At 72.5% G+C, this 26,444-nt stretch carries 24 protein-coding genes and 1 pseudogene; 17 read left to right on the top strand and 8 right to left on the bottom strand.

Annotation, left to right across the window (positions count from 1 at the left end):
* The first annotated feature begins 4 nt into the window (after nt 1-4).
* The 4 genes from dop (at nt 5) to prcA (ending at nt 3,468) form a co-directional block, all read left to right on the top strand.
* Nucleotides 5-1,498 (top strand): depupylase/deamidase Dop, encoded by a 1,494-nt coding sequence (dop, locus tag JYA75_RS18055; RefSeq protein ID WP_006931182.1) that lies wholly within the window; start codon nt 5-7, stop codon nt 1,496-1,498.
* A gap of 139 nt (nt 1,499-1,637) precedes the next feature.
* On the top strand, nt 1,638-1,829 hold the full coding sequence (locus JYA75_RS18050; protein WP_003937722.1) for a ubiquitin-like protein Pup: 192 nt from the start codon (nt 1,638-1,640) through the stop codon (nt 1,827-1,829).
* A 44-nt stretch (nt 1,830-1,873) separates the two neighbouring features.
* A complete protein-coding gene (gene prcB, locus JYA75_RS18045) occupies nt 1,874-2,692 on the top strand; it encodes a proteasome subunit beta (RefSeq protein ID WP_174824802.1) in 819 nt (272 codons plus the stop codon).
* Nucleotides 2,689-3,468 (top strand): proteasome subunit alpha, encoded by a 780-nt coding sequence (gene prcA, locus JYA75_RS18040; protein WP_006931185.1) that lies wholly within the window; start codon nt 2,689-2,691, stop codon nt 3,466-3,468. Before prcB ends, prcA begins: the two co-directional genes overlap by 4 nt.
* Here prcA and JYA75_RS18035 read toward each other — a convergent pair.
* Nucleotides 3,456-4,997 (bottom strand): phosphatase PAP2 family protein, encoded by a 1,542-nt coding sequence (locus JYA75_RS18035; protein ID WP_239010466.1) that lies wholly within the window; start codon nt 4,995-4,997, stop codon nt 3,456-3,458. The genes prcA and JYA75_RS18035 overlap by 13 nt on opposite strands.
* A 31-nt stretch (nt 4,998-5,028) precedes the next feature.
* Here JYA75_RS18035 and pafA point away from each other — a divergent pair, with 31 nt between their 5' ends.
* From pafA to JYA75_RS18000, 7 genes are all read left to right on the top strand, one after another.
* Nucleotides 5,029-6,387, top strand: a complete 1,359-nt coding sequence (pafA, locus tag JYA75_RS18030) for a Pup--protein ligase (protein WP_006931187.1) — start codon at nt 5,029-5,031, stop codon at nt 6,385-6,387.
* Nucleotides 6,388-6,453: 66 nt separating this feature from the next.
* Nucleotides 6,454-7,593 (top strand): YafY family protein, encoded by a 1,140-nt coding sequence (locus JYA75_RS18025; RefSeq protein ID WP_239010465.1) that lies wholly within the window; start codon nt 6,454-6,456, stop codon nt 7,591-7,593.
* Nucleotides 7,590-8,564: a YafY family protein gene (locus JYA75_RS18020; RefSeq protein ID WP_050035262.1), complete on the top strand. Its 975-nt coding sequence runs from the start codon at nt 7,590-7,592 to the stop codon at nt 8,562-8,564. Before JYA75_RS18025 ends, JYA75_RS18020 begins: the two co-directional genes overlap by 4 nt.
* A gap of 95 nt (nt 8,565-8,659) precedes the next feature.
* Nucleotides 8,660-8,920, top strand: a complete 261-nt coding sequence (tatA, locus tag JYA75_RS18015) for a Sec-independent protein translocase subunit TatA (protein WP_006945773.1) — start codon at nt 8,660-8,662, stop codon at nt 8,918-8,920.
* An 86-nt stretch (nt 8,921-9,006) separates the two neighbouring features.
* On the top strand, nt 9,007-9,966 hold the full coding sequence (gene tatC, locus JYA75_RS18010; RefSeq protein WP_185713477.1) for a twin-arginine translocase subunit TatC: 960 nt from the start codon (nt 9,007-9,009) through the stop codon (nt 9,964-9,966).
* Nucleotides 9,967-9,975: 9 nt separating this feature from the next.
* Complete coding sequence (locus JYA75_RS18005) at nt 9,976-12,705, top strand: DEAD/DEAH box helicase (protein ID WP_029543767.1); 2,730 nt, start codon at nt 9,976-9,978, stop codon at nt 12,703-12,705.
* A gap of 107 nt (nt 12,706-12,812) precedes the next feature.
* Nucleotides 12,813-13,640, top strand: coding sequence for a DUF4333 domain-containing protein (locus tag JYA75_RS18000; protein ID WP_006945769.1), 828 nt, complete (start codon nt 12,813-12,815; stop codon nt 13,638-13,640).
* Between the two features lie 19 nt (nt 13,641-13,659).
* Here the strand turns inward: JYA75_RS18000 and JYA75_RS17995 are convergent, their stop codons facing one another.
* Nucleotides 13,660-14,643, bottom strand: a complete 984-nt coding sequence (locus JYA75_RS17995; protein ID WP_044476482.1) for a 5'-3' exonuclease — start codon at nt 14,641-14,643, stop codon at nt 13,660-13,662.
* Nucleotides 14,644-14,670: 27 nt separating this feature from the next.
* Here JYA75_RS17995 and JYA75_RS17990 point away from each other — a divergent pair, with 27 nt between their 5' ends.
* The gene (locus tag JYA75_RS17990) at nt 14,671-15,801 is read left to right on the top strand and encodes a Xaa-Pro peptidase family protein (protein WP_006945767.1); all 1,131 of its coding nucleotides are present in this window, start codon (nt 14,671-14,673) and stop codon (nt 15,799-15,801) included.
* 6 nt (nt 15,802-15,807) lie between these two features.
* Here the strand turns inward: JYA75_RS17990 and JYA75_RS17985 are convergent, their stop codons facing one another.
* Nucleotides 15,808-16,206 (bottom strand): TIGR03618 family F420-dependent PPOX class oxidoreductase, encoded by a 399-nt coding sequence (locus tag JYA75_RS17985; protein ID WP_006945766.1) that lies wholly within the window; start codon nt 16,204-16,206, stop codon nt 15,808-15,810.
* A gap of 77 nt (nt 16,207-16,283) precedes the next feature.
* On the opposite strand from JYA75_RS17985, the gene JYA75_RS17980 reads away from it, so the two are divergent.
* Nucleotides 16,284-17,030: an SDR family NAD(P)-dependent oxidoreductase gene (locus JYA75_RS17980; RefSeq protein WP_185712760.1), complete on the top strand. Its 747-nt coding sequence runs from the start codon at nt 16,284-16,286 to the stop codon at nt 17,028-17,030.
* 9 nt (nt 17,031-17,039) lie between these two features.
* Here JYA75_RS17980 and JYA75_RS17975 read toward each other — a convergent pair whose 3' ends face one another.
* Together JYA75_RS17975 and JYA75_RS17970 are read right to left on the bottom strand one after the other, a co-directional pair.
* A complete protein-coding gene (locus tag JYA75_RS17975; RefSeq protein ID WP_185712761.1) occupies nt 17,040-18,506 on the bottom strand; it encodes an NAD(P)/FAD-dependent oxidoreductase in 1,467 nt (488 codons plus the stop codon).
* Between the two features lie 77 nt (nt 18,507-18,583).
* Complete coding sequence (locus tag JYA75_RS17970) at nt 18,584-19,414, bottom strand: precorrin-3B synthase (RefSeq protein WP_203329235.1); 831 nt, start codon at nt 19,412-19,414, stop codon at nt 18,584-18,586.
* Between the two features lie 64 nt (nt 19,415-19,478).
* On the opposite strand from JYA75_RS17970, the gene JYA75_RS17965 reads away from it, so the two are divergent.
* Entirely contained in the window at nt 19,479-19,907 is a 429-nt protein-coding gene (locus JYA75_RS17965; protein ID WP_102799909.1) for a PPOX class F420-dependent oxidoreductase, read from the top strand.
* A gap of 70 nt (nt 19,908-19,977) precedes the next feature.
* Here the strand turns inward: JYA75_RS17965 and ugpC are convergent, their stop codons facing one another.
* From ugpC to JYA75_RS17950, 3 genes and pseudogenes are all read right to left on the bottom strand, one after another.
* Nucleotides 19,978-21,057, bottom strand: a complete 1,080-nt coding sequence (gene ugpC / locus JYA75_RS17960; RefSeq protein ID WP_029543775.1) for a sn-glycerol-3-phosphate ABC transporter ATP-binding protein UgpC — start codon at nt 21,055-21,057, stop codon at nt 19,978-19,980.
* A gap of 77 nt (nt 21,058-21,134) precedes the next feature.
* Nucleotides 21,135-22,091: pseudogene (locus tag JYA75_RS17955) on the bottom strand (glycoside hydrolase family 68 protein); the annotation flags it as partial.
* Between the two features lie 16 nt (nt 22,092-22,107).
* Nucleotides 22,108-23,190: a LacI family DNA-binding transcriptional regulator gene (locus tag JYA75_RS17950; protein ID WP_239010464.1), complete on the bottom strand. Its 1,083-nt coding sequence runs from the start codon at nt 23,188-23,190 to the stop codon at nt 22,108-22,110.
* 102 nt (nt 23,191-23,292) lie between these two features.
* Between JYA75_RS17950 and JYA75_RS17945 the strand changes: the two genes are divergently transcribed.
* From JYA75_RS17945 to JYA75_RS17935, 3 genes are read left to right on the top strand one after another with little or no spacing between them, the layout of a single operon-like run.
* Nucleotides 23,293-24,642 (top strand): extracellular solute-binding protein, encoded by a 1,350-nt coding sequence (locus JYA75_RS17945; RefSeq protein ID WP_203329234.1) that lies wholly within the window; start codon nt 23,293-23,295, stop codon nt 24,640-24,642.
* Nucleotides 24,639-25,586 (top strand): sugar ABC transporter permease, encoded by a 948-nt coding sequence (locus tag JYA75_RS17940; RefSeq protein WP_050035269.1) that lies wholly within the window; start codon nt 24,639-24,641, stop codon nt 25,584-25,586. Before JYA75_RS17945 ends, JYA75_RS17940 begins: the two co-directional genes overlap by 4 nt.
* Before the next feature lie 2 nt (nt 25,587-25,588).
* Nucleotides 25,589-26,413: a carbohydrate ABC transporter permease gene (locus tag JYA75_RS17935; protein WP_029543784.1), complete on the top strand. Its 825-nt coding sequence runs from the start codon at nt 25,589-25,591 to the stop codon at nt 26,411-26,413.
* Nucleotides 26,414-26,444 lie beyond the last annotated feature (31 nt).

Here is a 26,444-nt window from a genome sequence, read left to right as displayed (position 1 = left end):
CGTCATGCAGCGGATCATCGGCATCGAGGTCGAGTACGGGATCTCCTCACCCAACGAGCCCACAGCGAACCCGATCCTCACGTCCACCCAGGCGGTCCTGGCGTACGCGGCCGCCGAGGGGGTGCCGCGCGCCAAGCGCACCCGCTGGGACTACGAGGTCGAATCCCCACTGCGCGACGCCCGCGGATTCGACCTGGGCCGCTTCAACGGTCCGGCCCCCGTCATCGACGCCGACGAAGTCGGCGCCGCCAACATGATCCTCACCAACGGCGCCCGGCTGTACGTCGACCACGCCCACCCCGAATACTCGGCGCCGGAGGTCACCGACCCCCTCGACGCGGTGATCTGGGACAAGGCCGGCGAACGGGTGATGGAGGCCGCCGCCCGGCACGCCTCGAGCGTGCCCGGCGCGCCGCGCCTGCAGCTGTACAAGAACAACGTCGACGGCAAGGGTGCCTCGTACGGCACCCACGAGAACTACCTCATGGCCCGCGACACCCCGTTCTCGGCGGTGGTGGCCGGGCTGACCCCGTTCTTCGTCTCCCGCCAGGTGATCACCGGTTCCGGCCGGGTCGGCATCGGCCAGTCCGGCGACGAGGCAGGATTCCAGCTGTCCCAGCGCGCCGACTACATCGAGGTCGAGGTCGGGCTCGAGACCACCCTCAAACGCGGCATCATCAACACCCGCGACGAGCCGCACGCCGACGCCGACAAGTACCGGCGCCTGCACGTGATCATCGGCGACGCCAACCTCGCCGAGATGTCGACCTACCTCAAGGTCGGCACCACTGCGCTGGTGCTGGACCTGATCGAGGCCGGGGTGGACCTGTCGGACCTGCAGCTGGCCCGGCCGGTCACCGCCGTGCACCACATCAGCCACGACCCCACGCTGCGCAAGACCGTCGCCCTGACCGACGGCCGTGAGCTGACCGGCCTGGCGTTGCAGCGGATCTACCACGAGCGCGTCGCGAAGTTCCACGACGGCACCGACGACAAGCGGGTGCGCGACATCCTCGACAAGTGGGCGATGATCCTCGACCTGCTCGAACGCGACCCCATGGAGTGCGCGCACCTGCTGGACTGGCCGGCCAAGCTGCGCCTGCTCGAGGGCTTCCGGAACCGGGAGGGCCTGGCGTGGTCGGCGCCGCGGCTGCACCTGGTGGACCTGCAGTACTCCGACGTGCGGCTGGACAAGGGCCTGTACAACCGGCTCGTCGCCCGCGGCTCGATGGAGCGCCTGGTCGCCGAGCAGGATGTGCTCGACGCGGTGCACACCCCGCCGTCGGACACCCGCGCTTTCTTCCGCGGCGAGTGCCTGCGCCGGTTCGGCGCCGACATCGCCGCCGCCAGCTGGGACTCGGTGATCTTCGACCTCGGCGGCGAATCCCTGGTACGCATCCCCACCCTCGAGCCGCTGCGGGGCAGCCGCGCGCACGTCGGCAAGCTGCTCGACTCGGTGGATTCGGCGGCCCAACTGGTCGACGAACTGACCAGCTGACCCGTCCCGGGCGGGCGCGACACGCGCGTAGTCGCGCGGAGTGTCGCATCTGCTCGGTAGGGTGGAGGTCCGAGCAGTCGGAGCTCGCACCGGCCGAGGCCGGAGCGGGCCCCACGAACGAACGAGGAGGTCGACCGCTATGGCTCAGGAGCGGACCACACGCGGTGGCGGAGGCGACGACGACGAGGTCGTCGGCGACGGCGGTGCCGGTCAGGAACGACGCGAGAAGCTCGCGGCCGAGACCGACGACCTGCTCGACGAGATCGACGACGTGCTCGAGGAGAACGCCGAGGACTTCGTGCGTGCGTACGTGCAGAAGGGCGGCCAGTGACAGCGGAGCGTTCGCCGATCCCGTTCCCCGTCCACCCGCCGCGCATGCCGTTCGGTTCCCCGCTGTCCTCGTTCTCCGACCACCTGCGCATGCATGCGCCGGAACTGCTGCCGGAGAACCGTCCCGGGCTGCGGGGCGCCGACGCGGACATCGCCCCGCACGGCACCACGATCGTCGCCGTGACGTTCGCCGGCGGCGTGCTCATCGCCGGTGACCGGCGCGCCACCATGGGCAACATGGTCGCCAGCCGCGACGTGGAGAAGGTGTTCGTCACCGACAGCTACTCCGCGGCCGGTATCGCCGGCACCGCCGGCCTGGCCATCGAACTCGTGCGCCTGTTCGCGGTCGAGCTCGAACACTACGAGAAGATCGAGGGTGTGCCGCTGACCTTCGACGGCAAGGCCAACCGGCTGTCGTCGATGGTGCGCGGCAACCTCGGGGCCGCGATGCAGGGCCTGGCGGTGGTGCCGCTGCTGGTCGGCTACGACCTCGAGGCCCCGGAACCGCAGCGCGCCGGCCGGATCGTGTCCTACGACGTGGTCGGGGGCCGCTACGAGGAGCGCGCCGGCTACCACGCGGTGGGCTCGGGATCGCTGTTCGCCAAGTCGTCGCTGAAGAAGCTCTACCGCGCCGACGCCGACGAGGCGGCCGCGCTGCGCACCGTCGTCGAGGCGCTCTACGACGCGGCCGACGACGACACCGCCACCGGCGGCCCGGACACCACCCGCGGCATCTATCCCACCGCGGTGGTCATCACCGCCGACGGCGCCACCGAGGTGCCGGAGCAGACCTTGTCGGCGCTGGCCCGCACCGTGGTCGCGGACCGCACCGTCGCCGAGCACGGGCAGGGAGGTGCGCAGTGACGCTGCCGTACTATGCGTCCGCCGAGCAGATCATGCGCGATCGCTCGGAACTGGCGCGCAAGGGCATCGCGCGGGGCCGCAGCGTGGTCGTGCTGATCTACGCCGACGGGGTGGTGTTCGTTGCCGAGAACCCGTCGAAGGCGCTGCACAAGGTCAGCGAGCTCTACGACCGCATCGGGTTCGCCGCGGTCGGCAAGTACAACGAGTTCGAGAACCTGCGGCGCGCCGGGATCGTGCACGCCGACATGCGCGGCTACTCCTACGACCGGCGCGACGTGACCGTGCGGTCGCTGGCCAACGCGTACGCGCAGACCCTGGGCACCATCTTCACCGAGCAGCCCAAGCCGTACGAGGTGGAGATCTGCGTCGCCGAGGTCGGCCGCGCCGACTCCGCCGACACCGCGCAGCTGTATCGCATCACCTACGACGGCTCGATCGTCGACGAACCGCAGTTCGTGGTGATGGGCGGGCACACCGAACCCATCGCCACCGCCCTGCGCGAGTCGTACCGGCCGGGTCTGTCCCTCGCCGAGGCGGTGCAGGTCGCGGTGCAGGCGCTGCAGCAGGTGCCCGCCGCCGGGGCCGAGATCGGCACCCGGGTGCTCGGCCGCGCCGAGCTCGAGGTGGCGGTGCTCGAGAAGCCGCGCCCGCGTCGCGCGTTCCGCCGCATCACCGGCGCCGCGCTCGACCAGTTGCTGCCCGGCACCGGCGAGCGGTCCGGCGACGACACCGGCACCACCGGGCCGGACGGGTCGGGGCCCGTTCAGGGTTCCTGATCGAGGGGCCGGTAGAGGGTGAGCTCGCCGGGGACGCTGCGGAACTCGAACAGCGCGCCCTCGGCGAGCACCTCACCGTCGGTGGCCAGGGCGACCCGGCCGCTGCGCACCCGCACCGACAGCGCCGGCGCTTCGCGCCGCACGTGGATCGGGGATCCGGCGAGGCTGCCGGTGACCGCGGCCGCGAGCAGCCGGGTCCGCGACCAGTGCAGGTCGGCCCGCAGATACCGCACGTCCAGGGTGCCGGTGTCGATGCGGGGCCGTGACATCGGCACCCGGTCGTCCGGCGCGTACCGGCCGCTGCCGACGAACAGCAACCACACCGCGGTGGGCACCCCGTCCAGCGACACCCGCAGCGGGCTCGCGGTCGCGAGGACCGCGGCCAGCGCCGCCGCCGCGGCCGGCCACTTGCCGATCCTCGGCTCCCACCGCTCACGCAGCCGCACCGAGTCCGGATAGCCGCCCACGCTGGCGGTGTTGACGAACACGTGTCCACCCCGGTCGGCACCGTCCGGGCCGGACCGATCGGGACCGTCCGGGCCGGTGCCGTCCACCCACACCCGGCCGAGGTCGACCCGCAGCGCCTGCCCCCGCTCGACCGCGCGCACGGTCTGCTCCAGGTCGAGCAGCCCGGCGTCGCGGGCGAAGTGGTTCAGGGTGCCGCCCGGGAACACCGCCAGCGGCAGCCCGTGCGCGACGGCCGCGCTCGCCGCGGCTCGCACGGTGCCGTCCCCGCCGTGGACGCCGAGCGCTGCGGGGGTGTGCTCGGCGACGAACCGGTCCAGCTGGGCGGTGAACTCCTCGTCCGGGTCGAGGGTGACCACCCGTGCCTGGGGCAGCGCCGCCGCGATCACGCCCGCGTCGTCGTCGCGACCGGCGCCGGGGTTGACCAGCACCAGCAGGTCCCGGCCCTGCGGCAGGGCCGGGGCCGGGCCGGGCGGGCCCAGCCGGGCGGGCTCGTCGGGGCGCACCGCCCACCAGCGGCGCGTGGCCAGGGCCACCGCCGCACCGACGGCGACGCCAGTGACCACGTCGGCCGGCCAGTGCACCCCGGTGTGCACCCGGGAGTAGGCGACCGCCGCGGCCACCGGCGCGAGCAACGCCCCCGTCACCGGGGATTCGAGGGCCATCCCGGTGGTGAACGCCGCCGCCGACGCCGAATGCCCGGACGGGAACGACGACGAGCGCGGCGTCGGCAGCGAGCGGCGCAGCGGGCCGTCCTGCCGGGCCGGGGGCCGGCGGCGCGGCAGCAGCGGCTTGAGCACCCCGTTGGCCAGGGCACTGGCCCCGGCCAGCGCCAGCATGCCGCGGACGGCGCCGCGGCGGGGCCGGCCGCCGATCGCGGCGCACGCCGCCGCGCAGCCCATCCACAGCCGACCGTGGTCGGCGGCGCGGCTCAGGCCCCGCAGCACGGGGTCGGCGGGGGAGGGACGCAGGGCGGCGCTGCCGGCGAACAGGGACCGGTCCAGGCGCGTCAGCGGGGCGGGAGCGAAGATCACGGGTACAACCGTAATCTCGTTGCGGCTCATGCTCGGTGGTTCCGCGCGGTACTGTCGAAGTGTGCAGCGACGAATCATGGGCATCGAGACGGAGTTCGGCGTCACGTGCACCTTCCACGGGCACCGGCGGCTGAGCCCCGACGAGGTCGCCCGGTATCTGTTCCGTCGGGTGGTGTCCTGGGGCCGCAGCTCGAACGTGTTCCTCCGCAACGGGGCGCGCCTGTACCTGGACGTGGGTTCGCACCCGGAGTACGCGACCGCCGAATGTGACGACCTTCTCCAGCTCGTCGAGCACGACCACGCCGGGGAGCGGGTGCTCGAGGAATTGCTGATCGACGCCGAACAGCGCCTCGCCGAGGAAGGCATCGGCGGCGACATCTACCTGTTCAAGAACAACACCGACTCGGCCGGCAACTCCTACGGCTGCCACGAGAACTACCTCGTGGTGCGGGCCGGGGAGTTCTCCCGCATCTCGGACGTGCTGCTGCCGTTCCTGGTGACGCGGCAGCTGATCTGCGGCGCCGGGAAGGTGCTGCAGACCCCCAAGGCCGCGACCTACTGCCTGTCGCAGCGCGCCGAGCACATCTGGGAGGGCGTGTCGTCGGCGACCACCCGGTCCCGGCCGATCATCAACACCCGCGACGAGCCGCACGCCGACGCCGAGAAGTACCGGCGGCTGCACGTGATCGTCGGCGACTCGAACATGTCCGAGCCCACCACGATGCTCAAGGTCGGCTCCGCGTCGCTGGTGCTCGAGATGATCGAGGCCGGCGTGGCGTTCCGCGACTTCGCCCTCGACAACCCGATCCGGGCCATCCGGGAGGTCAGCCACGACCTGACCGGGCGGCGGCCGGTGCGCCTGGCCGGGGGCCGGCAGGCCAGCGCCCTCGACATCCAGCGCGAGTACCACGGCCGGGCGGTGGAGTACCTGCGCACCCGCGAACCCGATCCGCACGTCGAGCAGGTGGTGGATCTGTGGGGCCGGGTGCTCGACGCGGTCGAGTCGCAGGACTTCGCGAAGGTGGACACCGAGATCGACTGGGTGATCAAACGCAAGTTGTTCCAGCGCTACCAGGACCGCTACGACCTGGAGCTGTCCGACCCGAAGATCGCCCAGCTGGATCTGGCGTACCACGACATCAAGCGCGGGCGCGGGGTGTTCGATCTGCTCCAGCGCAAGGGGCTGGCGGCGCGGCTGACCGACGACGAGTCCGTCGACGCGGCCGTGCACACCCCGCCGCAGACCACCCGGGCGAAGCTGCGCGGCGACTTCATCGCCGCCGCGCAGGACGCCGGCCGGGACTTCACCGTGGACTGGGTGCACCTCAAGCTCAACGACCAGGCGCAGCGCACGGTGCTGTGCAAGGACCCGTTCCGCTCCGTCGACGAGCGCGTCGAACGGCTCATCGCCTCGATGTAGCGTGCCGCGGGTCGTCCGCGTCCGGTAACCGGGTCGGCCGGCGGGCGGGGGATTAGGCTGCACCGCGTGGCGAATTCCAAAGTCGAGCGGCTGGTGAACCTGGTCATCTGCCTGCTGTCCACCCGCCAGTTCCTCACCGCCGAGAAGATCCGCGCCTCCGTCGCCGGATACGACGAATCGGGCAGCGACGAAGCGTTCAGCCGCATGTTCGAACGCGACAAGAACGAGCTGCGCGACCTGGGCATCCCACTCGAGACCGGCATGCCGTCGCGGTTCTCCACCGTCGAGGGCTACCGCATCAACCGCGACGCCTACGAACTGCCCGAGATCGAGCTGACCAGCGCCGAGGCGGCCGCCGTCGCGGTGGCGGCGGCGCTGTGGGAGTCGCCGGAGCTCACCTCCGCGGCGCAGGGCGCGCTGCTCAAGCTGCGCGCCGCGGGGGTGCAGGTCGATGCCGACCCGGCGGGCGCGATCACCGCGATGCCGACCCGCAGCCGCGGCTCCGAGCCGGTGCTGGGGCAGGTGCTCGCCGCCGTCGACACGCGCCGCGCGGTGCGCTTCCGGCACCGCAGTTCCCCGACCGACCCGTGGACCGAGCGCACCGTCGAACCGTGGGGCGTGGTCACCGTGCACGGCCGCTGGTACCTGGTGGGGTTCGACCGGGACCGGGGGGCGCCGCGCACCTTCCGGCTCTCCCGCATCGACGACGACGTCACCGCGTTCGGCCCCGCCGGGGCCGTGCGGATCCCCGACGGGGTGGACCTGCGGGCACACGCCCTGACCGCCACCACCTCCGGCGACGTGACCGGGCACGCCCGCGTATGGGTCGCGGACGGGCGCGCGTTCGAACTGCGCCGGCTCGGCACCGAGCACGAGCGCCGCGCGGTCGGCGACCGTCCCGGCACCGTCCTCGACGTTCCGGTGCGGTCGTGGGAGTGGATCGGGCGGGTGATCGCCGGGCAGGGCGCCGACGCGCTGGTGCTCGACCCGCCGGAACTGCGCGCGGAGGTGCGCCGCATCCTCACCCGGGTCCTGGCCACCACCACGACGGCCACCGTCGGTGCCGTCTCGAACAGCGGCGGCGGTGCCGTCTCGAACAGCGGCGGCGGTGCCGTCTCGAACAGCGGCGGCGGTGCCGTCTCGAACAGCGGCGGCGGTGCCGTCTCGAACAGCGGCGGCGGTGCCGACCGGGGGGAGAGCCGATGAGCACACGACTGTCCGGGCGGTTGACCCGGCTGCTGAACCTGGTGCCGTACTTCACGGCCCATCCGGGGATCAGCGCCGCCGAGGCCGCCCGCGATCTCGGGGTCACCCCGAAACAGATCATGGACGACCTGAACCAGCTGTGGGTGTGCGGGCTGCCCGGCTACGGTCCCGGCGACCTGATCGACCTCTCGTTCTCCGAGGACAGCATCGTCGTCACCTTCACCGCCGGGATCGACCGGCCGTTGCGGCTGACGTCCACCGAGGCCACGGCGCTGCTGGTGGCGTTGCGGTCGCTGGTGGAGATGCCCGGCGTGGTCGACCCCACCGCGGCGCTCGGGGCGATCGCGAAGATCGAGGCCGCCGCCGGCACCGCGGCCGCCGCCGACCGCACGCCCGCCCCCGCGCAGCCCGTCGCCGAGGATCCGGTCGCGGCGACCGTGCGCTCGGCGGTGCAGCACCGCCGGGTGCTGCACCTGACCTACTACTCGGCCTCCCGCGATGCGGTGTCCGAACGCGACGTCGATCCGATCCGGATCGTGCTGGTCGGCGAACACACCTACCTGCAGGCCTGGTGCCGGGCCGCCGAAGGGGTGCGGCTGTTCCGGTTCGACCGCATCGACGCCGCCACCGAACTCGACGAACCGGCGGACCCGCCCGAACGGGCGCTGCGCGAGGACGACCACCTCGACCTGTTCGCCGGCGACCCGACGCTGCCGGCGGCCCGGCTGCGGATCGACCCCGGCTACGGGTGGCTGCTCGACTACTACCCGCTGACCGACGTGCGGGTGCACGACGACGGGGTCATCGACGCGGTGATGCACTACGCGTCGCTGGACTGGATGGCGCGGTTGACCGTCGGCCTCGGCGCGGGGGTCAGTGTGCTGGGTCCGCCGGAGCTGGTCGCGGCGGTGCGGGACCGGGCGCAGGCCGCCCTGGCCGCGTACGACGCCCCCGCCGGGAACGGGCTGTGAACCTGCTCCGAACTCGTCGTGAACGCCCCTGTGCGGCGCGCCGGTGCAGGGTCGGTCCGGTAGCATCGACGCCAGCAGATCAGTGGAGGTTGATAATGGGTGCAATGAGCCCCTGGCACTGGGCCATCGTCGCGATCGTCGTGATCATCCTGTTCGGTTCGAAGAAGCTGCCCGACGCGGCCCGCGGTCTCGGCCGGTCGCTGCGCATCTTCAAGAGCGAGGTCAAGGAGATGCAGAACGACGACGCGCGCCCCGCGCAGCAGCAGGCTCCGAGCCCGTTGCCGCCGGCCCAGCCGGCCCCGGCCCCCGTGGAGCCGCAGCCGCAGACGCCGCAGCCCGAATCACGTTCGGCCTGACCGTATTTCCCTGACCGGGGCATCCATGCGGATGTCCCGGTCCTCCGCTGATCCCGGCGGCCGTGACAGGAGCTGAGAACCGCACCGTGCGCATCCCGTTCGATCCGCGTCGAAGCCGGCGCAAGACCAATCCCGACGGCACCATGTCGCTGGTCGAGCACCTCTACGAACTGCGCACCCGTCTGCTCATCGCCCTCGCCGCCGTGGTGCTCACCACGATCGTCGGGTTCGTCTGGTACAGCGCCGGCCTGTTCGGGCTCCCGAGCCTCGGCGAGATCCTGCGCGGCCCCTACTGTGATCTGCCGGCGTCCGCGCGCGCCGACATCAGCGCCGACGACAGCTGCCGGCTGCTCGCCACGGGACCGTTCGAACAGTTCATGCTGCGGCTGAAGGTGGCGCTGACCGCGGGCATCGTGCTGGCCTGCCCGATCTGGCTGTACGAGCTGTGGGCGTTCATCACCCCCGGCCTGTATGCCAAGGAACGCCGTTACGCGATCGGCTTCGTCGTCTCCGGCGCGGTGCTGTTCGTCGCCGGCGCGGTCCTGGCCTACCTGGTGGTCTCGCACGCGTTGTCGTTCCTGCTCACCGTCGGTAACGACGTGCAGGTCACCGCGCTGTCGGGCTCGGAGTACTTCGGGTTCATCATCAACCTGCTCGTGATCTTCGGGGTGTCCTTCGAGATTCCCCTCGTCATCGTCGCGCTCAACGCCGTCGGGGTGCTCAGCTACGCCAAGCTCAAGTCGTGGCGGCGGGGGCTGATCATGGCGATGTTCGTCTTCGCCGCCATCGCCACGCCCGGCCAGGACCCGTTCTCGATGCTGGCGCTGGCCGCGGCCCTGACCCTGCTGCTCGAACTCGCCATCCAGCTCGCCCGCCTCAACGACAGGCGCCGCACCCGCCGCGACCGGGAACAGGGCTGGGGCGACCTCGACGACGACGAGAGCTCCCCGATCACGGCACCCACCCCGGTGCCCGCGCCCACCTCGACGGTGCCGCCCGGCCCCACGGCCCGGCCCGCGCCGCCCGACTACTCCGACACCCTCTAGCCGCCGCCTGTGACCGACTCCACCGACACCGGATCCACCGCGACCGCGCTGCCGCCCCGGCTCGCCGAATTCGCCGCCGAGCTGTCCTTCCCGCTCGATCCGTTCCAGGTGCAGGCCTGCCGCGCCCTCGAGGGCGGGCACGGCGTGCTCGTGTGCGCCCCCACCGGCGCCGGCAAGACCGTCGTCGGTGAGTTCGCCGTGCACCTGGCGCTGCGCGCCGGCAGCAAGTGCTTCTACACCACCCCGATCAAGGCGTTGAGCAACCAGAAGTACGCCGATCTCGTCGCCCGCTACGGCAAGGCCTCGGTCGGCCTGCTCACCGGCGATCAGTCCGTCAACCCGGATGCCCCGGTGGTGGTGATGACCACCGAGGTGCTGCGCAACATGCTCTACGCCTCCTCGACCACCCTGATCGGGCTGACCCACGTGGTGATGGACGAGGTGCACTTCCTCGCCGACCGGTTCCGCGGCGCGGTGTGGGAGGAGGTCATCCTGCACCTGCCCGAGGACGTGCGCCTGGTCAGCCTGTCCGCCACCGTCTCCAACGCCGAGGAGTTCGGCGACTGGATGGAGACCGTGCGCGGCGACACCACCGTCGTCGTCGACGAGGTGCGGCCCATCCCGCTGCACCAGCACGTCATGGTCGGCCCCCGCATCTTCGACCTGTTCGAATCCACCGCGCACCCGGACGCCGCGGACGGCACCGGCCGCCGCGGCGTCGTGGTCAACCGCGAACTCGTCGAGCAGGTGCGCCGCCGCGCCGCCCTCGACTCGACCGGCCGGTGGGGCGGTCCCCGCGGGCGCATCGGGTTCCGGCCGCTGCCGCGTCCGGAGGTGGTCGCCCGCCTCGACCGGGAGGGGCTGTTGCCGGCGATCACCTTCGTGTTCAGCCGTGCCGGCTGCGACGCCGCCGTCGGCCAGTGCCTGCGCGCCGGTCTGCACCTGGCCTCCGACGCCGAGACCGCGCAGATCCGGGCCATCGTCGACGAACACACCGGCGACCTGCCGCGCGCCGACCTCGAGGTGCTCGGCTTCCGGGAGTGGCGCGCCGCCCTCGAACGCGGCATCGCCGCCCACCACGCCGGCATGCTCCCGGCCTTCCGGCACACCGTCGAGGACCTGTTCGTCCGCGGCCTGGTGCGGGCGGTGTTCGCCACCGAAACCCTCGCCCTGGGCATCAACATGCCGGCCCGCACCGTGGTGCTCGAGAAGCTGGTCAAGTACAACGGCGAAACCCATGCCGAGCTCACCCCCGGCGAGTACACCCAGCTCACCGGGCGGGCCGGGCGCCGCGGCATCGACGTCGAGGGCCACGCGGTGGTGCTGTGGCAGCCGGGCCTCGAGCCCGCCGACGTCGCCGGGCTCGCCTCCACCCGCACCTTCCCGCTGCGCAGCTCGTTCCGCCCGTCGTACAACATGGCGGTCAACCTGATCGACGCGGTCGGCGCCGAGCACTCCCGGGCGCTGCTCGAACGGTCCTTCGCCCAGTTCCAGGCGGACAAGTCGGTCGTCGGCCTGACCCGCGGCATCGAACGCAACGAGAAGGCCCTCGCCAAGCTCCGCGATCAGCTCGGCGGCGAGGACGGCGACATCATCGACTACCTGCAGCTGCGTGAGGAACTCACCCAGCTCGAACGCCGACGCGAACGCCAGGCCCGGCAGGACCGCCGGCAGGCCGCGGTCGCGTCGCTGCTCGCGCTGCGCCGCGGCGACATCGTCGCCATCCCCGGCGGCCGGCGCACCGGACTGGCCGTCGTCCTCGAAACCGACACCGACGTCACCGACCCCCGGCCCCTGGTGGTCACCGCGGACGCCTGGTCCGGGCGGGTCTCGGCCGCGGACTTCCCGGCACCGGCCACCGCGCTCGGCAAGCTCCGGCTGCCCCGGCACGCCGACGCCCGCACCGCCCGGGCCCGCCGTGACCTCGCGTCGGCGCTGCGCAGCACCGGGATTTCCGCGCCGCGCCGCCCCAAGCACGCCAAGAACGGCGACACCCGCGAGATCGACGACCTGCGGCGGCGCCTGCGCCGGCACCCGGCCCACCAGCATCCCGACCTCGAGCGCCTCGCCCGGCTCGGGGAACGCTACAACCGGCTCGGCCGGGAGGTCGCACAGATGCGCCGCCAGTCCGCGGCCACCACCAACTCCCTCGCTCGCACCTTCGAGCGGATCGTCGCGTTGCTGACCGAGCGGGGCTACCTCACCGCCGGCGACGACCCGTCGACCACCGAGGCGGGGGAGCGGCTCGCCCGCATCTACAGCGAGAGCGACCTGCTCGTCGCCGAATGCCTGCGCCACGGCGTGTGGGCGGGACTCTCGCCCGCCGAGCTCGCCGCGGTGGTCTCGGCGGTGGTGTACGAGGCGCGCGTCGAGGAGGGCGCCACCGAGTACGGGCCCACCGGGCCGCTGCGCCGCGCGCTCGCCGACACCGTCCGCCTGTGCGGGCAGCTGCGCGCCGACGAGGTTCGTTTCAAGCTGCCCCCCACCCGCGAACCGGATCCCGGGTTCGTCGATGCCATCTACACGTGGGTGAGCACCCAGTCGTTGACGGAGGCCCTGATCGCCGCCGGGGCCGCCGGACGCGACCTGTCGGCGGGCGACTTCGTGCGCTGGTGCCGGCAGGTGATCGATCTGCTCGACCAGATCCGCACCGGCGCGGTCGACCCTCAGATCGCGAAGACCGCCGCCCGGGCGATCGGCGCGATCCGGCGCGGTGTCGTCGCGGTCGATGCGGCGTGACGACACCGCGTGTGGTTTGATACGCGCGCTGCCACACGGCTTTCTCGTGGTGGGTGGGGCGCTACGGCTACGGTAATTGGACACAGCGAAGGCAGGTGGAGGCGACAATGAGCGGTCCGCACGACCCGCAGGATTCCGACGATTCGACCAAGCAGTGGGCGCCGTCCCCCCCGCCGTCCTCCGGAGCCGAGCAGGGGCCGGCCCCGACGCAGGCGTTCGGCACGCCGCAGCAGGGGCAGCCCGCCGGCCAGCAGTGGGGCCAGCAGGGCCAGCAGACCCCCGGCCAGCCGCAGCAGGGCCAGCCGCAGTGGGGGCAGCAACCCGGCCAAGGCCAAACCCCCGGCCAGCAGTGGGGCCAGCAGCCCGGCCAGGGCCAGCAGTGGGGACAACCCCAGCAGGGTCAGCCCCAGTGGGGGCAGCCCGCCCAGGGGCAGCAGTGGGGCCAGCAGGGTCAGCAGACCCCCGGCCAGCCGCAGCAGGGCCAGCCGCAGTGGGGGCAGCAGCCCGGCCAGGGCCAGCAGTGGGGACAACCCCAGCAGGGTCAGCCCCAGTGGGGACAGCAACCCGGCCAGCAGTGGGGGTCGACCGGCGCGAGCCAATGGAATGCCGGTGCGCCGCAGCAGAAGTCGAAGACCGGGCTGATCGTCGGCCTGGCCGTCGCCGGGCTCGTGGTGATCGGCGCGATCATCGGCGCCGTGCTGCTCCTCGGCGGCAACGACACCCTCGACCCCGAGGCCGCGCAGGCCGGCGTCGAGAAGGTCCTTACCGAGTCCTACGGCGCCACCGACGTCTCCGACGTGCAGTGCCCGGACGGTGAAGAAGTCAAGGCGGGCAACAGCTTCGAGTGCACCCTCACGGTGGACGGCCAGTTCCGGTCGGTGACGGTGACCTTCACCGACGACGAGGGCACCTACGAGGTCAGCCGCCCCAACTGAGCGCGCCGGTCCGTCGCCCTCACCCCGCGGCCAACGCCGCGGTCAACCGGGCGACGGACCGCCCGATCCCCAGCTCCTGCGCCAGCCGCTCCAGCGCCTGCGGATCGACCGGGGTGGACGGCACCGTGTCCGGCCGCGACACCCGGACGGGGGCGTCGGTGGCGACCCGCACCACCGGCACCGCCGCGTCGAGATACGCGCCGGCGTCGATCAGCTTGCCGCGCACCCCCTTCGCCAGCCCCGACTCCGGGTCCACCGCTGCCGCGCGCAGCGCCGTCAGCGACCCGTACTGCAGCAGCAGGGTCGACGCGGTCTTCTCCCCGACGCCCTTCACCCCCGGCAACCCGTCCGACGGGTCCCCGCGCAGCGCCGCCAGCTCGGCGTAGGCCGCGCCGGCCCGCTCGGGTGGCAGCCCGTACCGCGCCGCCACCTCGGGCGGCCCGAACAGCTCGGCCTTGGCCAGGCCCCGCCCGACGTACAGCACCCGCACCGGCACCGAGCCGTCGCGCACCACCTGCAGCAGGTCCCGGTCCCCGCTGACCACCAGCACCGGATCCCGGGACTCGCCGGCGGCGAGAGTACCGATCACGTCGTCGGCCTCGAACCCGGCCGCGCCGGCGGTGGCGAGGCCGGCGGCGGCCAGCACGTCGGTGATCATCGGCACCTGCGACGGCAACGCCGCCGGCACCTCCTCGACGGTGCCGTCCGAGCCGGCGGCCACCCGGTGCGCTTTGTAACTCGGCACCGCCGCCACCCGGAACGCCGGCCGCCAGTCCAGATCCAGGCACACCACCAGCCGCGCCGGCCGATGCTTGGTGATCAGCGACGCCACCATGTCGGTGAACCCGCGCACCGCGTTGACCGGGCGGCCGTCCGGGGCGGTGAGCGACTCGGGCAGCGCGTGGAACGCGCGGAACCACAGGCTCGCCCCGTCGAGCAGCATCAACGGGCCGGTGGGGGGCACGGGGGCGGCGGACGCCGGCGTCGCAGTCACGACGATCATCCTGCCAAACGCCACTACGCTGTCCGCATGAATTCCCCCGCGCGCCGCTTCCCCGCCTCCGCATACGCCGACCGTCTCGCCCGGGCCGCCGCCCTCGGCCGCGACGCCGGCCTCGACGCGCTGCTCGTCACCCCCGGCCCGGACCTGCGCTACCTCCTCGGTTCGCGGGCGGAATCGTTCGAACGGCTCACCTGCCTGGTGGTGCCCACCGACGGCGCCCCCGCCTCCGTCGTCGTGCCGCGGCTCGAGCTGGCCGCCCTCACCGACTCCGCCGCCGCGGACCTGAACCTGCCGGTGCACGACTGGGTCGACGGGCAGGACCCGTACGCGCAGGTGGCGGCGCTGCTGCCGGAGCGCCCGCGCACTGCGGTCGCCGACGCCATGCCCGCCCTGCACCTGGTGCCGCTCGCGACCCGGTTCGCGGTGCCGCCCGTGCTGGCGACGGAGGTGGTGCGGCAGCTGCGCATGATCAAGGACGACGCGGAGGTCGAGGCGCTGCGCCGCGCCGGCGCCGCCATCGACCGGGTGCACGCGCAGATGGGACGGTGGCTGCGGCCCGGGCGCACCGAGGCGCAGGTCGCGGCCGACATCACCGCCGCGATCGTCGCCGAGGGCCACACCGAGGCCGCGTTCGTCATCGTCGGCTCCGGCCCGCACGGCGCCGACCCCCACCACGAGGTCTCCGACCGGGTCCTCGAACCCGGCGACGTCGTGGTCGTCGACATCGGCGGCCCGGTCGAGCCCGGCTACTACTCCGACTCCACCCGCACCTACAGCCTCGGCGCGCCCGCCGCGGACGTCGCGGCGAAGGTGGCGCTGCTCGAGGCCGCGCAGCAGGCGGCCGTCGACGCGGTCCGGCCCGGGGTCAGCGCTGCCTCGGTCGACGCCGCCGCCCGCGACGTGCTCGCCGCGCACGGCCTCGCCGAGGTGTTCGTGCACCGCACTGGGCACGGCATCGGGCTGTCCGTGCACGAGGAGCCGTACATCGTCGACGGCAACACCGATGTGCTGCGGCCCGGGATGGCGTTCAGCATCGAACCGGGCATCTACTTCCGCGGCGCATGGGGTGCGCGCATCGAGGACATCGTGGTGGTCACCGAGGACGGCTGCGAGCCGCTCAACCACCGGCCGCACGGGCTGACCGAGCTGCCGGGATGACCGGCCCTACCGGTCCAGCACCGAACCCATCACCCGTTCGACGGTGATCTCCACCACCACGCGGGTCGGGTTGGGCCGCGGCGGCCGGTACCGCGCGGTGTAGCGGCGCACCCCCTCGGCGACGGCCTCCGGGTCCGTGCGCACCCGGGCCGGACCCTCGAGGGTGAGCCAGCGGCCGCGCTCGACTTGGCTGACAGCGCCGTACCCGCCGCGCTCGGCGTTGAGCGCCTTCTGCGACGTCGCGTTGGTGATCACCCGCACCACCGCGGCGTCCGGGTCCCAGGTGAAGCCGACGGCCACCACGTGCGGGCTGCCGTCCGTGCGCAGCGTCGTCAGGGTGCCGAGATGGTATTCGGTGAGGAACTGCAGCGCGGCATCGCCGAGCGCGGCGGGGGTTCGGGCCATGCCTGCGACGGTAGCCGAACCCGGCACCGCCGGACCCGCCCCGGACGGCCCCGGCGCCGCCCGGGCACACTGGTGCGGTGAGCAACGAGCAGGGTTCGATCGTCGTCTTCGGGGGCCGCAGCGAGATCGGGGCGGCGGTGGCCGTGCGGCTGGCCCGCGGCCGCACCGTGGTCCTGGCCGCGCGCCGCGCCGGGGACCTCGAGCCGCAGCGCCGCGCCGTGCTCGACGCCGGGGCCGCCGCCGTGCACACCGTCGAGTTCGACGCCGACCGGCTCGACACCCACGAGCAGGTTCTCGCCGACATCCGGGCCCTGTACGGCCCGATCGACGTCGCGGTCCTCGCGTTCGGCATCCTCGGCGACCAGCGCCGCGCCGAACACGACGCCGCCCACGCCGTCGCGATCGTGCACACCGACTACGTCGCCCACGTGGCGCTGCTCACGCACCTCGCGGCGCAGCTGCGCGCCCAGGGTTCGGGCCGGATCGTGGTGTTCTCGTCGGTGGCGGGGGTGCGGGTGCGCCGGGCGAACTACGTGTACGGCTCCGTGAAGGCCGGCCTCGACGGATTCGCCGCCGGCCTGGCCGACGCGCTGCACGGCAGCGGCGTGTCCCTGCTGCTGGTGCGGCCCGGGTTCGTGATCGGCCGGATGACCGAGGGCATGAGCCCCGCGCCGCTGTCGAGCACCCCGGACCGGGTCGCCGATGCGGCGGTGCGGGCGTTGCACCGCGGCCGCGGCGAGGTGTGGGTGCCGGCGGTGCTGCGGCCGGTGTTCTTCGGGATGCGGCTGCTGCCGCGCCCGATCTGGCGGCGGCTGCCGCGCTGACCGGCGCGGTCAGCGGCGGCGCGACTCGAGCAGCCGCAACCACACCTCGCCGACCGTCGGATATGCCGGTACCGCATGCCACAGCGTCTCGAGCGGCACCGCCCCGACCACCGCGACGGTGGCCGCATGCAGCAGCTCGGCCACTTCGGTGCCCACGAACGTCGCCCCCACCGCGGTGTCGGTCGCGCGGTCGACGACGAGGGCGGCGCGGCCGGTGAAATCGTCCCGGGCCAAAGCGGATCCGGCCACGGCGATGTCGACCTCGAGCACCTCGACGTCGAGGCCGTCGGCGCGGGCGCCGGCGGCGGTGCGGCCCACCGACGCGACCTCCGGGACGGTGAACACCACCTGCGGCACCTGCCCGTGGTCGGCGCTCGCCCGGTAGCGCGGCGCGTCGAGGTCGCGGCCCTCGGCGCGGGCGGCGATCACGTCGCCGCACACCCGGCCCTGGTACTTGCCCATGTGCGTCAGCGCCGTCCGGCCGGTGACGTCGCCGACGGCGTAGAGCCAGCGTCCGTCCGTCCCGGCGACGGTCATGTGGTCGTCGGTGCGCAGCGGGCCGTCCCCGGCCACCCCGACCGCGTCGAGACCGAGGTCGGCGGTGGCGGGCCGGCGTCCGGTCGCGACGATCAGCTCGTCGACCTCGAGGTCGCCGCCGTCGTCGAGACGCAGCCGCACCGGGCCGCCGTGGAGGCGCCCCACGCCGGTGTCCGCGACGTCCGGGCGGGACACCTCCGCCACCGTGGTGCCGAACCGCAGCCGCACGCCGTGCTCGCGCAGCGCCGCGGCGACCGCGTCGCCGGCGAACGGTTCGGTGCGGGCGAGCAGCCGCTCCCCGCGCACCAGCATCGTCAGGTCCTCGGTGCCCAGCTCGCGCAGCCACGTGGCGACCTCGCAGGCGACGACGCCGCCGCCGACGATCGCGGCGCGCCGCGGCACCTGCTGCAGGTTCGTCGCGTCCCGCGACGTCCACGGCCGGGCGGCGCGCAGCCCGGGCAGGTCGGGGACGACGGCGGTGGTGCCGGTGGCCACCACCACCGCGTGCCGTGCCCGCAGCCGGCGCGGCTGCGGGCCGTCCACGGTGACCTCGCACGGCCCGCTCAGCCGGCCGTGCCCGCGCACGACGTCGATCCCGGCGCCGCGGGCCCACTCGACCTGCGCGGCGTCGTCGCGGCCGCTGGTGAACGCGTCGCGGCGGGCGAGGACGTCGGCGACGTCGACGCCGTGCGCGGCGACCTTGGCGGCGACGCCGGGCATGTGCCGGGCCGCGCCGAGCACCTGCCCCGGTCGCAGCAGCGCCTTGCTCGGCATGCACGCCCAGTAGGAGCATTCGCCGCCGACCAGTTCGTGTTCGACCAGCACCGCGGTGCGGTCGCTGCCGGCGATCGCATAGTCGGCGGCATTCTCCCCGGCGGGCCCGCCGCCGAGGACGATGACATCGAACACGTCGGACTCGGAACCGGCACCGATGGTCATGACCTCACGGTAGGCCGCGCCCGGACCGCGCGACCCCGGAATGCGGCGACCCCGGAATGCGGCGGCCGCGGCGCGGATCAGCGCAGGGCGGGGGAGTCGGCGTCGAAGATCAGCCCCATCGGGGCGAGCACCCGCACCACCTGTTCGGCGGCCCACTCGTCGAGGTCGCACAGCAACAGCACCGGCCACGGCGTCACCACCAGGGGGCGGTCCACGGCCGCGAGGAACTCCGCCATCCGCGCCGCCAGCACCGCCCCGGGCAGACCGCCGCCGAGGGTGACCGCCCCGTCGGTCTGGTCGAGCCATCCCACGGGCCGGGCCGGGGCCGGCGGGTGCGGCGCCGCCGGCTCCGACGGCTCCAGGCCCAGGGCCGCGAGGGTCGCGGCGACGCCGGCGCGGCGGGGCCGCTGCGCCGCCGCGACCAGCGCCTCGACGACGTCGCCGGGGGGCAGGCGCACCCCCGAGTCGGTGCCGTCGAGCAGCAGCGCCCACCGCCCGTCGGGCAACGCCAACGCCCCCACCTCGGGGGCCAGGGCCGCGATGTCGCCGGTGCCGTCGTCGATCCCGACGACGATCTCGCGGTCCGGTACGGTCCCGTCGAGGCGGTCCTGCACCCCGGCCAGCGTCTCCCACACGTCCACGTGCCCGCCGATGCGACCGGACAGCGGCGAGACGAGCAGGCGGTGCCGGTGCTCGCCGGGCAGGTCGAAGCCGTGACCGGTCAGCCGCGCGGTGAGCTCGGTGCGGTCCCCGCGCATCCCGAGGCCGCCGGCGGTGAGGACGAGGGTGCCCCCGGCGTGCTCGTGGGCGAGTTCGGCGAGGACCTGCAGCTGCGCCGCGGTCAGCCGGCCCCCCGAGAGGGGCACCTCGACCAGGTCGGCCACGGCGGGATCATGGGCATGCGGCATGCCCTCCAGGCTAGACGGCGCCGGTCGGCGCGCCGGCGGCGCGGTTTTCCGTAGGGTGTGCCCCATGACCCCGACCTTCGCCGACCTCGCCGCCGCGAAGTACGTGCTGCTGACCACGTTCCGCAAGGACGGCACCCCGGTGCCGACCGCGGTGTGGGCGGCCGCCGACGCCGACCGGCTGCTGGTGTGGACCGTCACCGACTCGTACAAGGTCAAGCGGCTGCGCCGCGATCCGCGGATCACCCTCGCGGTGTGCGACGTGCGCGGCAACCCGCGCAGCGACGCGGTCCCCGGCACCGCCACCGTGCTCGATGCCGCCGGCACCGAGCGGGCGCGGGCCGTGATCGCCCGCAGATACGGGATCCTCGGGTGGCTCACGGTCAAGGGCAGCGTGCTGCGCCGCGGCCGCGCCGGCACCGTCGGCATCGCCTGCGCCGTCGACGCGGGCGCCACCGCTCCGGAGACGGGCACCCCGGCCCCCGGGCACGGCTGAGAGCGCGTCGGCGCACATCCGATGCCGGCCGTCCGGGGTGCGAGGCACGAAGCCCTCGACAGCTGTGCTGCTAGTGCGGTAGCCGGGCGCCGCCGGGGGTGGTGGCGAAGACGTGGGCGTGCGACGGGTCGATGCGGACGTGCACGACCTGGCCTTTCTCCGGTGGATTTCGCCAGTGGACCCTGGCCACCATTGGCTCGTGCCGTCCGCCCACCTGAGTGCGTCCGAAGATGAACGCTTCCGAGCCGAGTTCTTCGACCACGTCGACCTCGAGTTTCAGTCCGCCGGAGTCGGCGATCTCGACGTGCTCGGGCCGGATCCCGAAGACAACCTCCCGGCCGGCGGCCGCCAGGGTGTCCCGCGGCACCGGAATCACCTGCCCGCCGAAGCGGATTCCGCCGTCGGTGACGGGCACGGTGAACAGGTTCATCGACGGTGAACCCATGAATCCGGCGACGAAGACGTTCGCGGGCCGGTGGTAGAGCTCGCGCGGTGACGCGCACTGCTGCAGCACCCCGCCCTGGAGGACGGCGACCCGGTCGCCCATCGTCATCGCCTCGACCTGGTCGTGCGTGACGTAGACGGTGGTCGTGCCCAGGTGGCGCTGCAACTGGGCGATCTGCGTCCGGGTCTGCACCCGCAGCTTTGCGTCGAGATTCGACAGCGGCTCGTCCATGAGGAACACCTGAGGCTGGCGGACGATGGCGCGGCCCATGGCAACTCGCTGCCGCTGGCCCCCCGACAACGCCTTCGGCTTGCGGTCCAGATACGCGCCGAGGTCGAGCATGTCGGCGGCCTCGGCGACGCGGCGGCGGATCTCGGACTTGTCGGTACCGGCGAGTTTGAGCGCGAAGCCCATGTTCTCCGCGACGCTCATGTGCGGGTAGAGGGCGTAGTTCTGGAACACCATCGCGATGTCGCGTTCCTTGGGTTCGGCGTGCGTGACGTCGCGGCCGCCGATGGTGATGCGACCGCCGTCGACGTCCTCGAGGCCGGCGAGCATGCGCAGCGACGTCGACTTACCGCAGCCGGACGGGCCGACCAGGACGAGGAATTCGCCGTCCTCGATGTGCAGGTCGAGTTGGTCCACCGCGGGGCAGTCCGAACCGGGGAACAGTCGGGTCGCGTGGTCGTACGTGATGGTTGCCATGAGAAAAGAGAGTCCCTCCACCGGCAGGAACGTGCCGGACGATCCGAGTGAGGTGAGTGGTGTGGGTATCGGTGCTGTCAGGGCGTCGTGGTCGAACTGTCGGTACCGGTGAACGGCACGTAACTCGAGGAGGAGATGGTGCCGAATTGCGGTCCGTCGCCGTTGTCGAAGCCCCACGTCGTCCAGTTGCCGTCCCGTGTCCGCCGCATCTGCACCGCGTACAGGTCGGCGGTGTCGATGTTCGCCGCCTCGGTGATCTTCCACGGCCCGAGCGGGGACTGTCCTTCGGCGATCCAGGTCCCCGCTTGGTGCCCGGCGTGAACGCTGGTGTTCTTGGGCGCGCAGGAGAACACCAGGACCGGTTTCCCGTTGACGGTGTGTGCCTGCAGGACTTCCATCTCGCCGAATCCGGCGGGCATCGAGAGTGGGGGGTGGATGTGCCAGTGGCTCAGGTCCTTGCTGGTGGCGTGGCCGACGACGGCGCGGCCCTCGGGATCGCCGGAGTTGGCGCGGGCGGTGATCAGCATGTGCCACCGACCGGCGTGTTCGAAGACGTAGGGGTCGCGCCAGGCTTCGTCCGGCCAGGTGCCCTCGCCGAGGCGTTCGTACCAGCGGCCGTCGGCCTCGAGGACGAGGTCGGGGTCCTTGGTCCAGGTGACCAGGTCCGAGGAGGTTGCGCGGCCGATGCGTTGTACGAGGCCGTTCTCGGCCCGGCTCACGCCGGTGTAGAACATGCTCCAGCGTCCGCCGGTGTCGCGGACGACGGAGCCGGTCCAGGTCGCGAGGTCGTCGAACGCCGGGGCGTCGGAGGCCGCCACTGCGTCGGCGGTCAGGGTCCATTGCTCGCCGTCCCGCGAGGTCGCGTGTCCGATGGCCGCACGGTAGTGGCGGCGTTCGCGGTCCTGCAGGGCGCGCGAGGCGCGGAGGAAGAACAGGTGGTAGTCGGTGCCGTCGTCGGTCATCCAACTGTCCCAGACCCAGTGGTCGGGAAGGGCGAGGCGCATCAGGTCTCCTGGGGTGTTCGGCAATCGGGGCGCGACCGTCGTGCTCTCAGCGCGGAGAGTCGTCTGCGGTCGCCGCTGTCGGCCGCCTTCGGTCCGGCGCCGGTCCGGTGCTGGCGCGGACGGTGAGTGTCACCGGGGCCGTGACGGCGGTGGGTACGCCGCCGTCCGCGGTGGGGCTGGGATTCAGCGTTTCGAGGACCAGGCGGGCGGCGATCTCGCCCTGCTCGCGGACGGATTGGTGCACCGTGGTCAGGTCGGTGAGTGCGGCGAGGGGGTGATCGTCGATCCCGACCACGGAGACGTCGTCGGGTATCCGCAGGCCCCGGCGGCGCAGGGTTCTGATCGCGCCGAGGGCGAGTTCGTCGCTGTGCGCGAACACCGCCGTCGGGGCGCGCTCCGGGGCCGCGTCGAGAATGTCGGCCATCGCCGATGCGGCGTTGAGGCCGCCCCAGTCGACGTCGCGGATGAGAGCGTGATCGACCGCGATCCCGGCCTCGGTCAGGGCGTCGACGTACGCCGCCGAGCGGCCCGGGCGGGCCGGCCAGCCCGGCTGGTCCGGGTCGTGGGCGGCGATCATGGCGATGCGCCGGTGGCCCAGTTCCAGGAGGTGGTCGACGGCCAGGCGGCCGGCACGATAGTCGTCGATGCAGACGTAGGGGTAGTCGGCATTCTGCCCGCCGGCGGCGATGATGCTGACGCCCATCAGGGCGAGCCGTTCCTGCTCGTGCTGGTCGACCGGGAATGCGACCACCACGACGGCGTCGACCTTCCGGCGGGCGGGCAGCCGGGTGAAGAAGTCGTGGCGGTCGTCGGGGCCGCCGACCTGGTACAGCAACAGGTCGAAGTGGGCCGCGGAGAGCACCGTTTCGATGCCGCTCACCATCTCGCCGAAGAACCAGCGCTCGAGGTGGGGGACGGCCAGCGCCACCCGTCGTGTCGGGCCGCCGGCGAGGCGGACCGCATCCGGGGAGACGACGTAGTCGAGACGGCGGGCGGTGGCGAGGACCTTCGCCTTCGTCGCCGCGGACACACCGTACGAGTCGTTGAGGGCGCGTGAAGCCGTCGTCAGTGAGACCCCGGCTTCCCGGGCGACGTCGCTGAGGCTCAACGCTGCAGGTCGATTGGACACAAGCCCGATGGTAGACCGATCGACCTTGATTTCGGAAGCGCTTCCGACATACGCTTCGGAAGCGCTTCCGAAATGTGATGCGCATCTCAACGCGGAGGAGTTATGGACTCACACCACTCGACCCCGGCCCGGCGGGCACGCAGATTCGCCGCCCTCGCAGGCGCCGCGGTCCTGCAGACGGTGGTGGCGTGCGCGCCGCCGGGCAGCGGTAACACCGCGACCGTCCCGACCGACCCGGTGCCGGTGAACATCGATCTCGGCACCGACCCGATCGAGTTGACCCTGTACGACGGTGCGGGGTTGAAGAAGATCGACGAGGCCCTGATCGCGGCGTTCACCGAGCGCCATCCGAACGTGACCATCACCCCGCGCTACGACCCGGACGAGGTGCAGGCCGTCAACGCCCCCCGGGTGCTCGCGTCGGAGAATCCGCCGGACATCGCGCGGATCATCGCGCTGCCCGCCGCGGTAGCCAACCACCAGCTCACGGCCCTCGATCCGTGGGCCGACGCCTACGGCTGGAACACGCTTCCGCCGGGGCAGAGTGCCATGTACCGGGTCGATGCGAACGGAATCCGCGGCACCGGCCCGCAGTACACGATGGCCAGCGGGTTCACGGTGACCGGGCTCTACTACAACAAGGAGCTTGCGAACCGGATCGGAATGGTCGAGCCGCCCACCACCGTCGCGGAATTCGAGCATGCCCTGGCGTCGGCGAAAACTGCCGGACTGATCCCGATCATGGCCGGCAACAAGAGCGCGCAGGTCACCTTCCTGGTCCAGATGATGCTGAACACCGCCCTCGGCCCGGACGCGGTCAACGGCTGGGTCTTCAACGCGCCCGGCGCCACCCTCGACACCCCCGCCGCGGTCGACGCGGCCGCGGTGGTGGCCGGCTGGGCAGCGAAGGGCTACTTCCCCGCGGACACCAACGGCACCGACGCCACCGCCGCCGCCGGACGGTTCGCTGCGGGCGAGGCCCTGTTCTATGTCTCCGGGAACTGGGATGCCGCGACCCTACAGGCCAAGATGGGCGAGAACGTCGGCTTCACCCTTCCACCCGCGCCCGCCGGGTCACCCGTGCTCGCCATGTCCGACCCGGTGTCGAACTTCGCAATACCCTCGGGGTCGGACGACAAGAACGCCGCCGCAGCCTTCCTGGACTTCCTCCGCTCCGACGCGGGCCGGCAGGTCGTGGTCGACGCCGGCTTCGCCCCGTCCGGTACCGGCCCGGTCCCGGCCACCGCACCCGGATCGCTGGGCGCCCAGATCCAGGCGGCCTTCGACATACTGGTCGCCGCCGACGGCCAGGTCCAATTCGTCCAGAACGCCACCAACGGCATGTCCGGCACCTGGCTACCGCAGGTCCAGATGCTCGTCGCCGGCCGAACCACGCCCGGCGAGATGATGGCCGCCGTCCAATCCGCATACGAGCAGGACCTCCTGAGATGACCTCCACCGCACACGCCCCCCAGACATCCCCCACCCGGGCGTTCCCGCATCGCGTCGCAACCCGGCCGGGGCGGGGCCACCGCGCCAAACGGGCCCTGACCGGATGGCTGTTCGTCCTGCCCGCCGCGGCGGTGTACACCGTCTTCGTCCTCCGGCCGCTGCTGAGCACCCTCTGGTACTCCCTCTACAACTGGGACGGCATCTCCGTCGGCAGCTGGGTGGGGCTCGGCAACTACCGCCGCGTGCTCACCGACCCGCAGCTGCTGTCCTCGATCGGGCACGCGTTCTTCCTCATCCTGTTCTTCACCGTCCTCCCGGTGATCGGCGGCCTTCTCGTCGCTGCCCTGCTCCAGGAGATCCGCATACGCGGCCTCGGAACCCTCACCCGCACCCTGCTGTTCCTACCGCAGATCATTCCCGGCGCGGCCGCGGCGGTCGCGTGGGTGTGGATGTTCTCGACCAACGGCACCGTGAACCAACTGCTCTCGGCCGTCGGCCTGGGCGGGCTCACCCGCTCCTGGCTCGGCGACTTCGACTGGGCCCTGCCCGCCGTCGGCGTCATCGGCACCTGGCTCGGCCTCGGATTCTGCACCATCCTGCTGATGGCCGGCATCGGGAAGATCGACATCTCGATCTACGAGGCCGCCCGGCTCGACGGCGCCAGCTTCCTCAGCACCTTCCGATACGTCACCGTTCCAGCCCTGCGGGCAGAGATCGGGGTCTGCGTCACCGTCACCATCATCGCCGCCCTCGCCAGCTTCGACATCGTGTTCATGTCCACCCAGGGCGGACCCGGCTACGCGACCACCGTGCCCGGCGTCCTGATCTATCAACTCGGCTTCACCGAATCCCGGGTCGGTCTCGCCAGCGCCCTCGCTGTCGTCCTCACCGGCCTGATCCTGATGGTCATCCTGCCGATCCAGCGCTTCTTCAGAGAGAAATGATCATGAAAACCTCCGCTCGCCAACGGATTCCCGGACTCGTCCTGCTGCTCGGCACCATGATCTTCTCGATCCTGCCGTTGCTCAGCATGCTGTCGGCGGCACTGCAACCGCAGGGCACCGTCCCGCTCGGGCTGTCGTGGCCGTCGAACCCGCACTGGCACAACTTCCTCGACGCCTGGCGCGTCGCGGAGGTGACACCGCTGATGGTCTCGAGCATCATCCTCGTCGCCGGCGTCGTCCCCGTCGCAGCGCTGTTCGCTGCTATGGCCGGTTACGGGCTCGGGCAGCTGCACGTGCCCGGAGGCACCGTCGTCTTCCTGCTCCTGCTGCTGGGGTTGACTCTCCCGAAGGAGGCGACGATCGTGCCGCTCTACTACCAGCTGCGCGAGATGAACCTGCTCAACACCCGCCTCGGACTCATCCTGGTTCTCATCGGCACGTTCACGCCCTTCGCCGTCTTCTGGATGCGAGCCCATTTCCTGTCCATGCCGAAAGAGCTCACCGAGGCTGCGGCCCTGGACGGGGCGGGCCCCTGGCAGGCCTTCCGTCACATCCAGATCCCGCTCGCGGTCCCGGCGCTGGCCTCGCTGTGTCTGCTGCTGTTCCTGTGGACCTGGAACACCTTCCTGCAGGCCATCGTCCTCATCGACGACCCCGGTAAGCGGACCATGGCGGGCGCACTGCAGAACTTCGTCGGCCAATACTCGACCGACGTCGTCCTTCTCAACGCCGGATCCCTGCTGATCATGGCCCCGACCATCGTGGTGTTCCTGCTGTTCCAGCGCCACTTCGTCAAGGCGATGATCGCCGGCGCCGTCAAGGGCTGACCGTGCCCGCCCACACCACCACCACGCCCAC

Origin of the sequence: Rhodococcus sp. PSBB066 (assembly GCF_017068255.1) — a bacterium.
Taxonomy (GTDB): domain Bacteria; phylum Actinomycetota; class Actinomycetes; order Mycobacteriales; family Mycobacteriaceae; genus Rhodococcus; species Rhodococcus aetherivorans.
Note: the sequence above shows the minus strand (reverse complement) of the source record. Positions and strands in the feature narration are given on the sequence as shown.

What these genes read in the sequence shown, in the direction of transcription:
- dop (WP_006931182.1), top strand. Translation starts at nt 5, where the DNA reads ATGCAGCGGATCATCGGCATCGAGGTCGAGTACGGGATCTCCTCACCC.
- JYA75_RS18050 (WP_003937722.1), top strand. Translation starts at nt 1,638, where the DNA reads ATGGCTCAGGAGCGGACCACACGCGGTGGCGGAGGCGACGACGACGAG.
- prcB (WP_174824802.1), top strand. Translation starts at nt 1,874, where the DNA reads ATGCCGTTCGGTTCCCCGCTGTCCTCGTTCTCCGACCACCTGCGCATG.
- JYA75_RS18035 (WP_239010466.1), bottom strand. Translation starts at nt 4,997, where the DNA reads ATGAGCCGCAACGAGATTACGGTTGTACCCGTGATCTTCGCTCCCGCC.
- JYA75_RS18020 (WP_050035262.1), top strand. Translation starts at nt 7,590, where the DNA reads ATGAGCACACGACTGTCCGGGCGGTTGACCCGGCTGCTGAACCTGGTG.
- tatA (WP_006945773.1), top strand. Translation starts at nt 8,660, where the DNA reads ATGGGTGCAATGAGCCCCTGGCACTGGGCCATCGTCGCGATCGTCGTG.
- JYA75_RS18000 (WP_006945769.1), top strand. Translation starts at nt 12,813, where the DNA reads ATGAGCGGTCCGCACGACCCGCAGGATTCCGACGATTCGACCAAGCAG.
- JYA75_RS17995 (WP_044476482.1), bottom strand. Translation starts at nt 14,643, where the DNA reads ATGATCGTCGTGACTGCGACGCCGGCGTCCGCCGCCCCCGTGCCCCCC.
- JYA75_RS17990 (WP_006945767.1), top strand. Translation starts at nt 14,671, where the DNA reads ATGAATTCCCCCGCGCGCCGCTTCCCCGCCTCCGCATACGCCGACCGT.
- JYA75_RS17985 (WP_006945766.1), bottom strand. Translation starts at nt 16,206, where the DNA reads ATGGCCCGAACCCCCGCCGCGCTCGGCGATGCCGCGCTGCAGTTCCTC.
- JYA75_RS17975 (WP_185712761.1), bottom strand. Translation starts at nt 18,506, where the DNA reads ATGACCATCGGTGCCGGTTCCGAGTCCGACGTGTTCGATGTCATCGTC.
- JYA75_RS17970 (WP_203329235.1), bottom strand. Translation starts at nt 19,414, where the DNA reads ATGCCGCATGCCCATGATCCCGCCGTGGCCGACCTGGTCGAGGTGCCC.
- JYA75_RS17965 (WP_102799909.1), top strand. Translation starts at nt 19,479, where the DNA reads ATGACCCCGACCTTCGCCGACCTCGCCGCCGCGAAGTACGTGCTGCTG.
- ugpC (WP_029543775.1), bottom strand. Translation starts at nt 21,057, where the DNA reads ATGGCAACCATCACGTACGACCACGCGACCCGACTGTTCCCCGGTTCG.
- JYA75_RS17945 (WP_203329234.1), top strand. Translation starts at nt 23,293, where the DNA reads ATGGACTCACACCACTCGACCCCGGCCCGGCGGGCACGCAGATTCGCC.
- JYA75_RS17940 (WP_050035269.1), top strand. Translation starts at nt 24,639, where the DNA reads ATGACCTCCACCGCACACGCCCCCCAGACATCCCCCACCCGGGCGTTC.
- JYA75_RS17935 (WP_029543784.1), top strand. Translation starts at nt 25,589, where the DNA reads ATGAAAACCTCCGCTCGCCAACGGATTCCCGGACTCGTCCTGCTGCTC.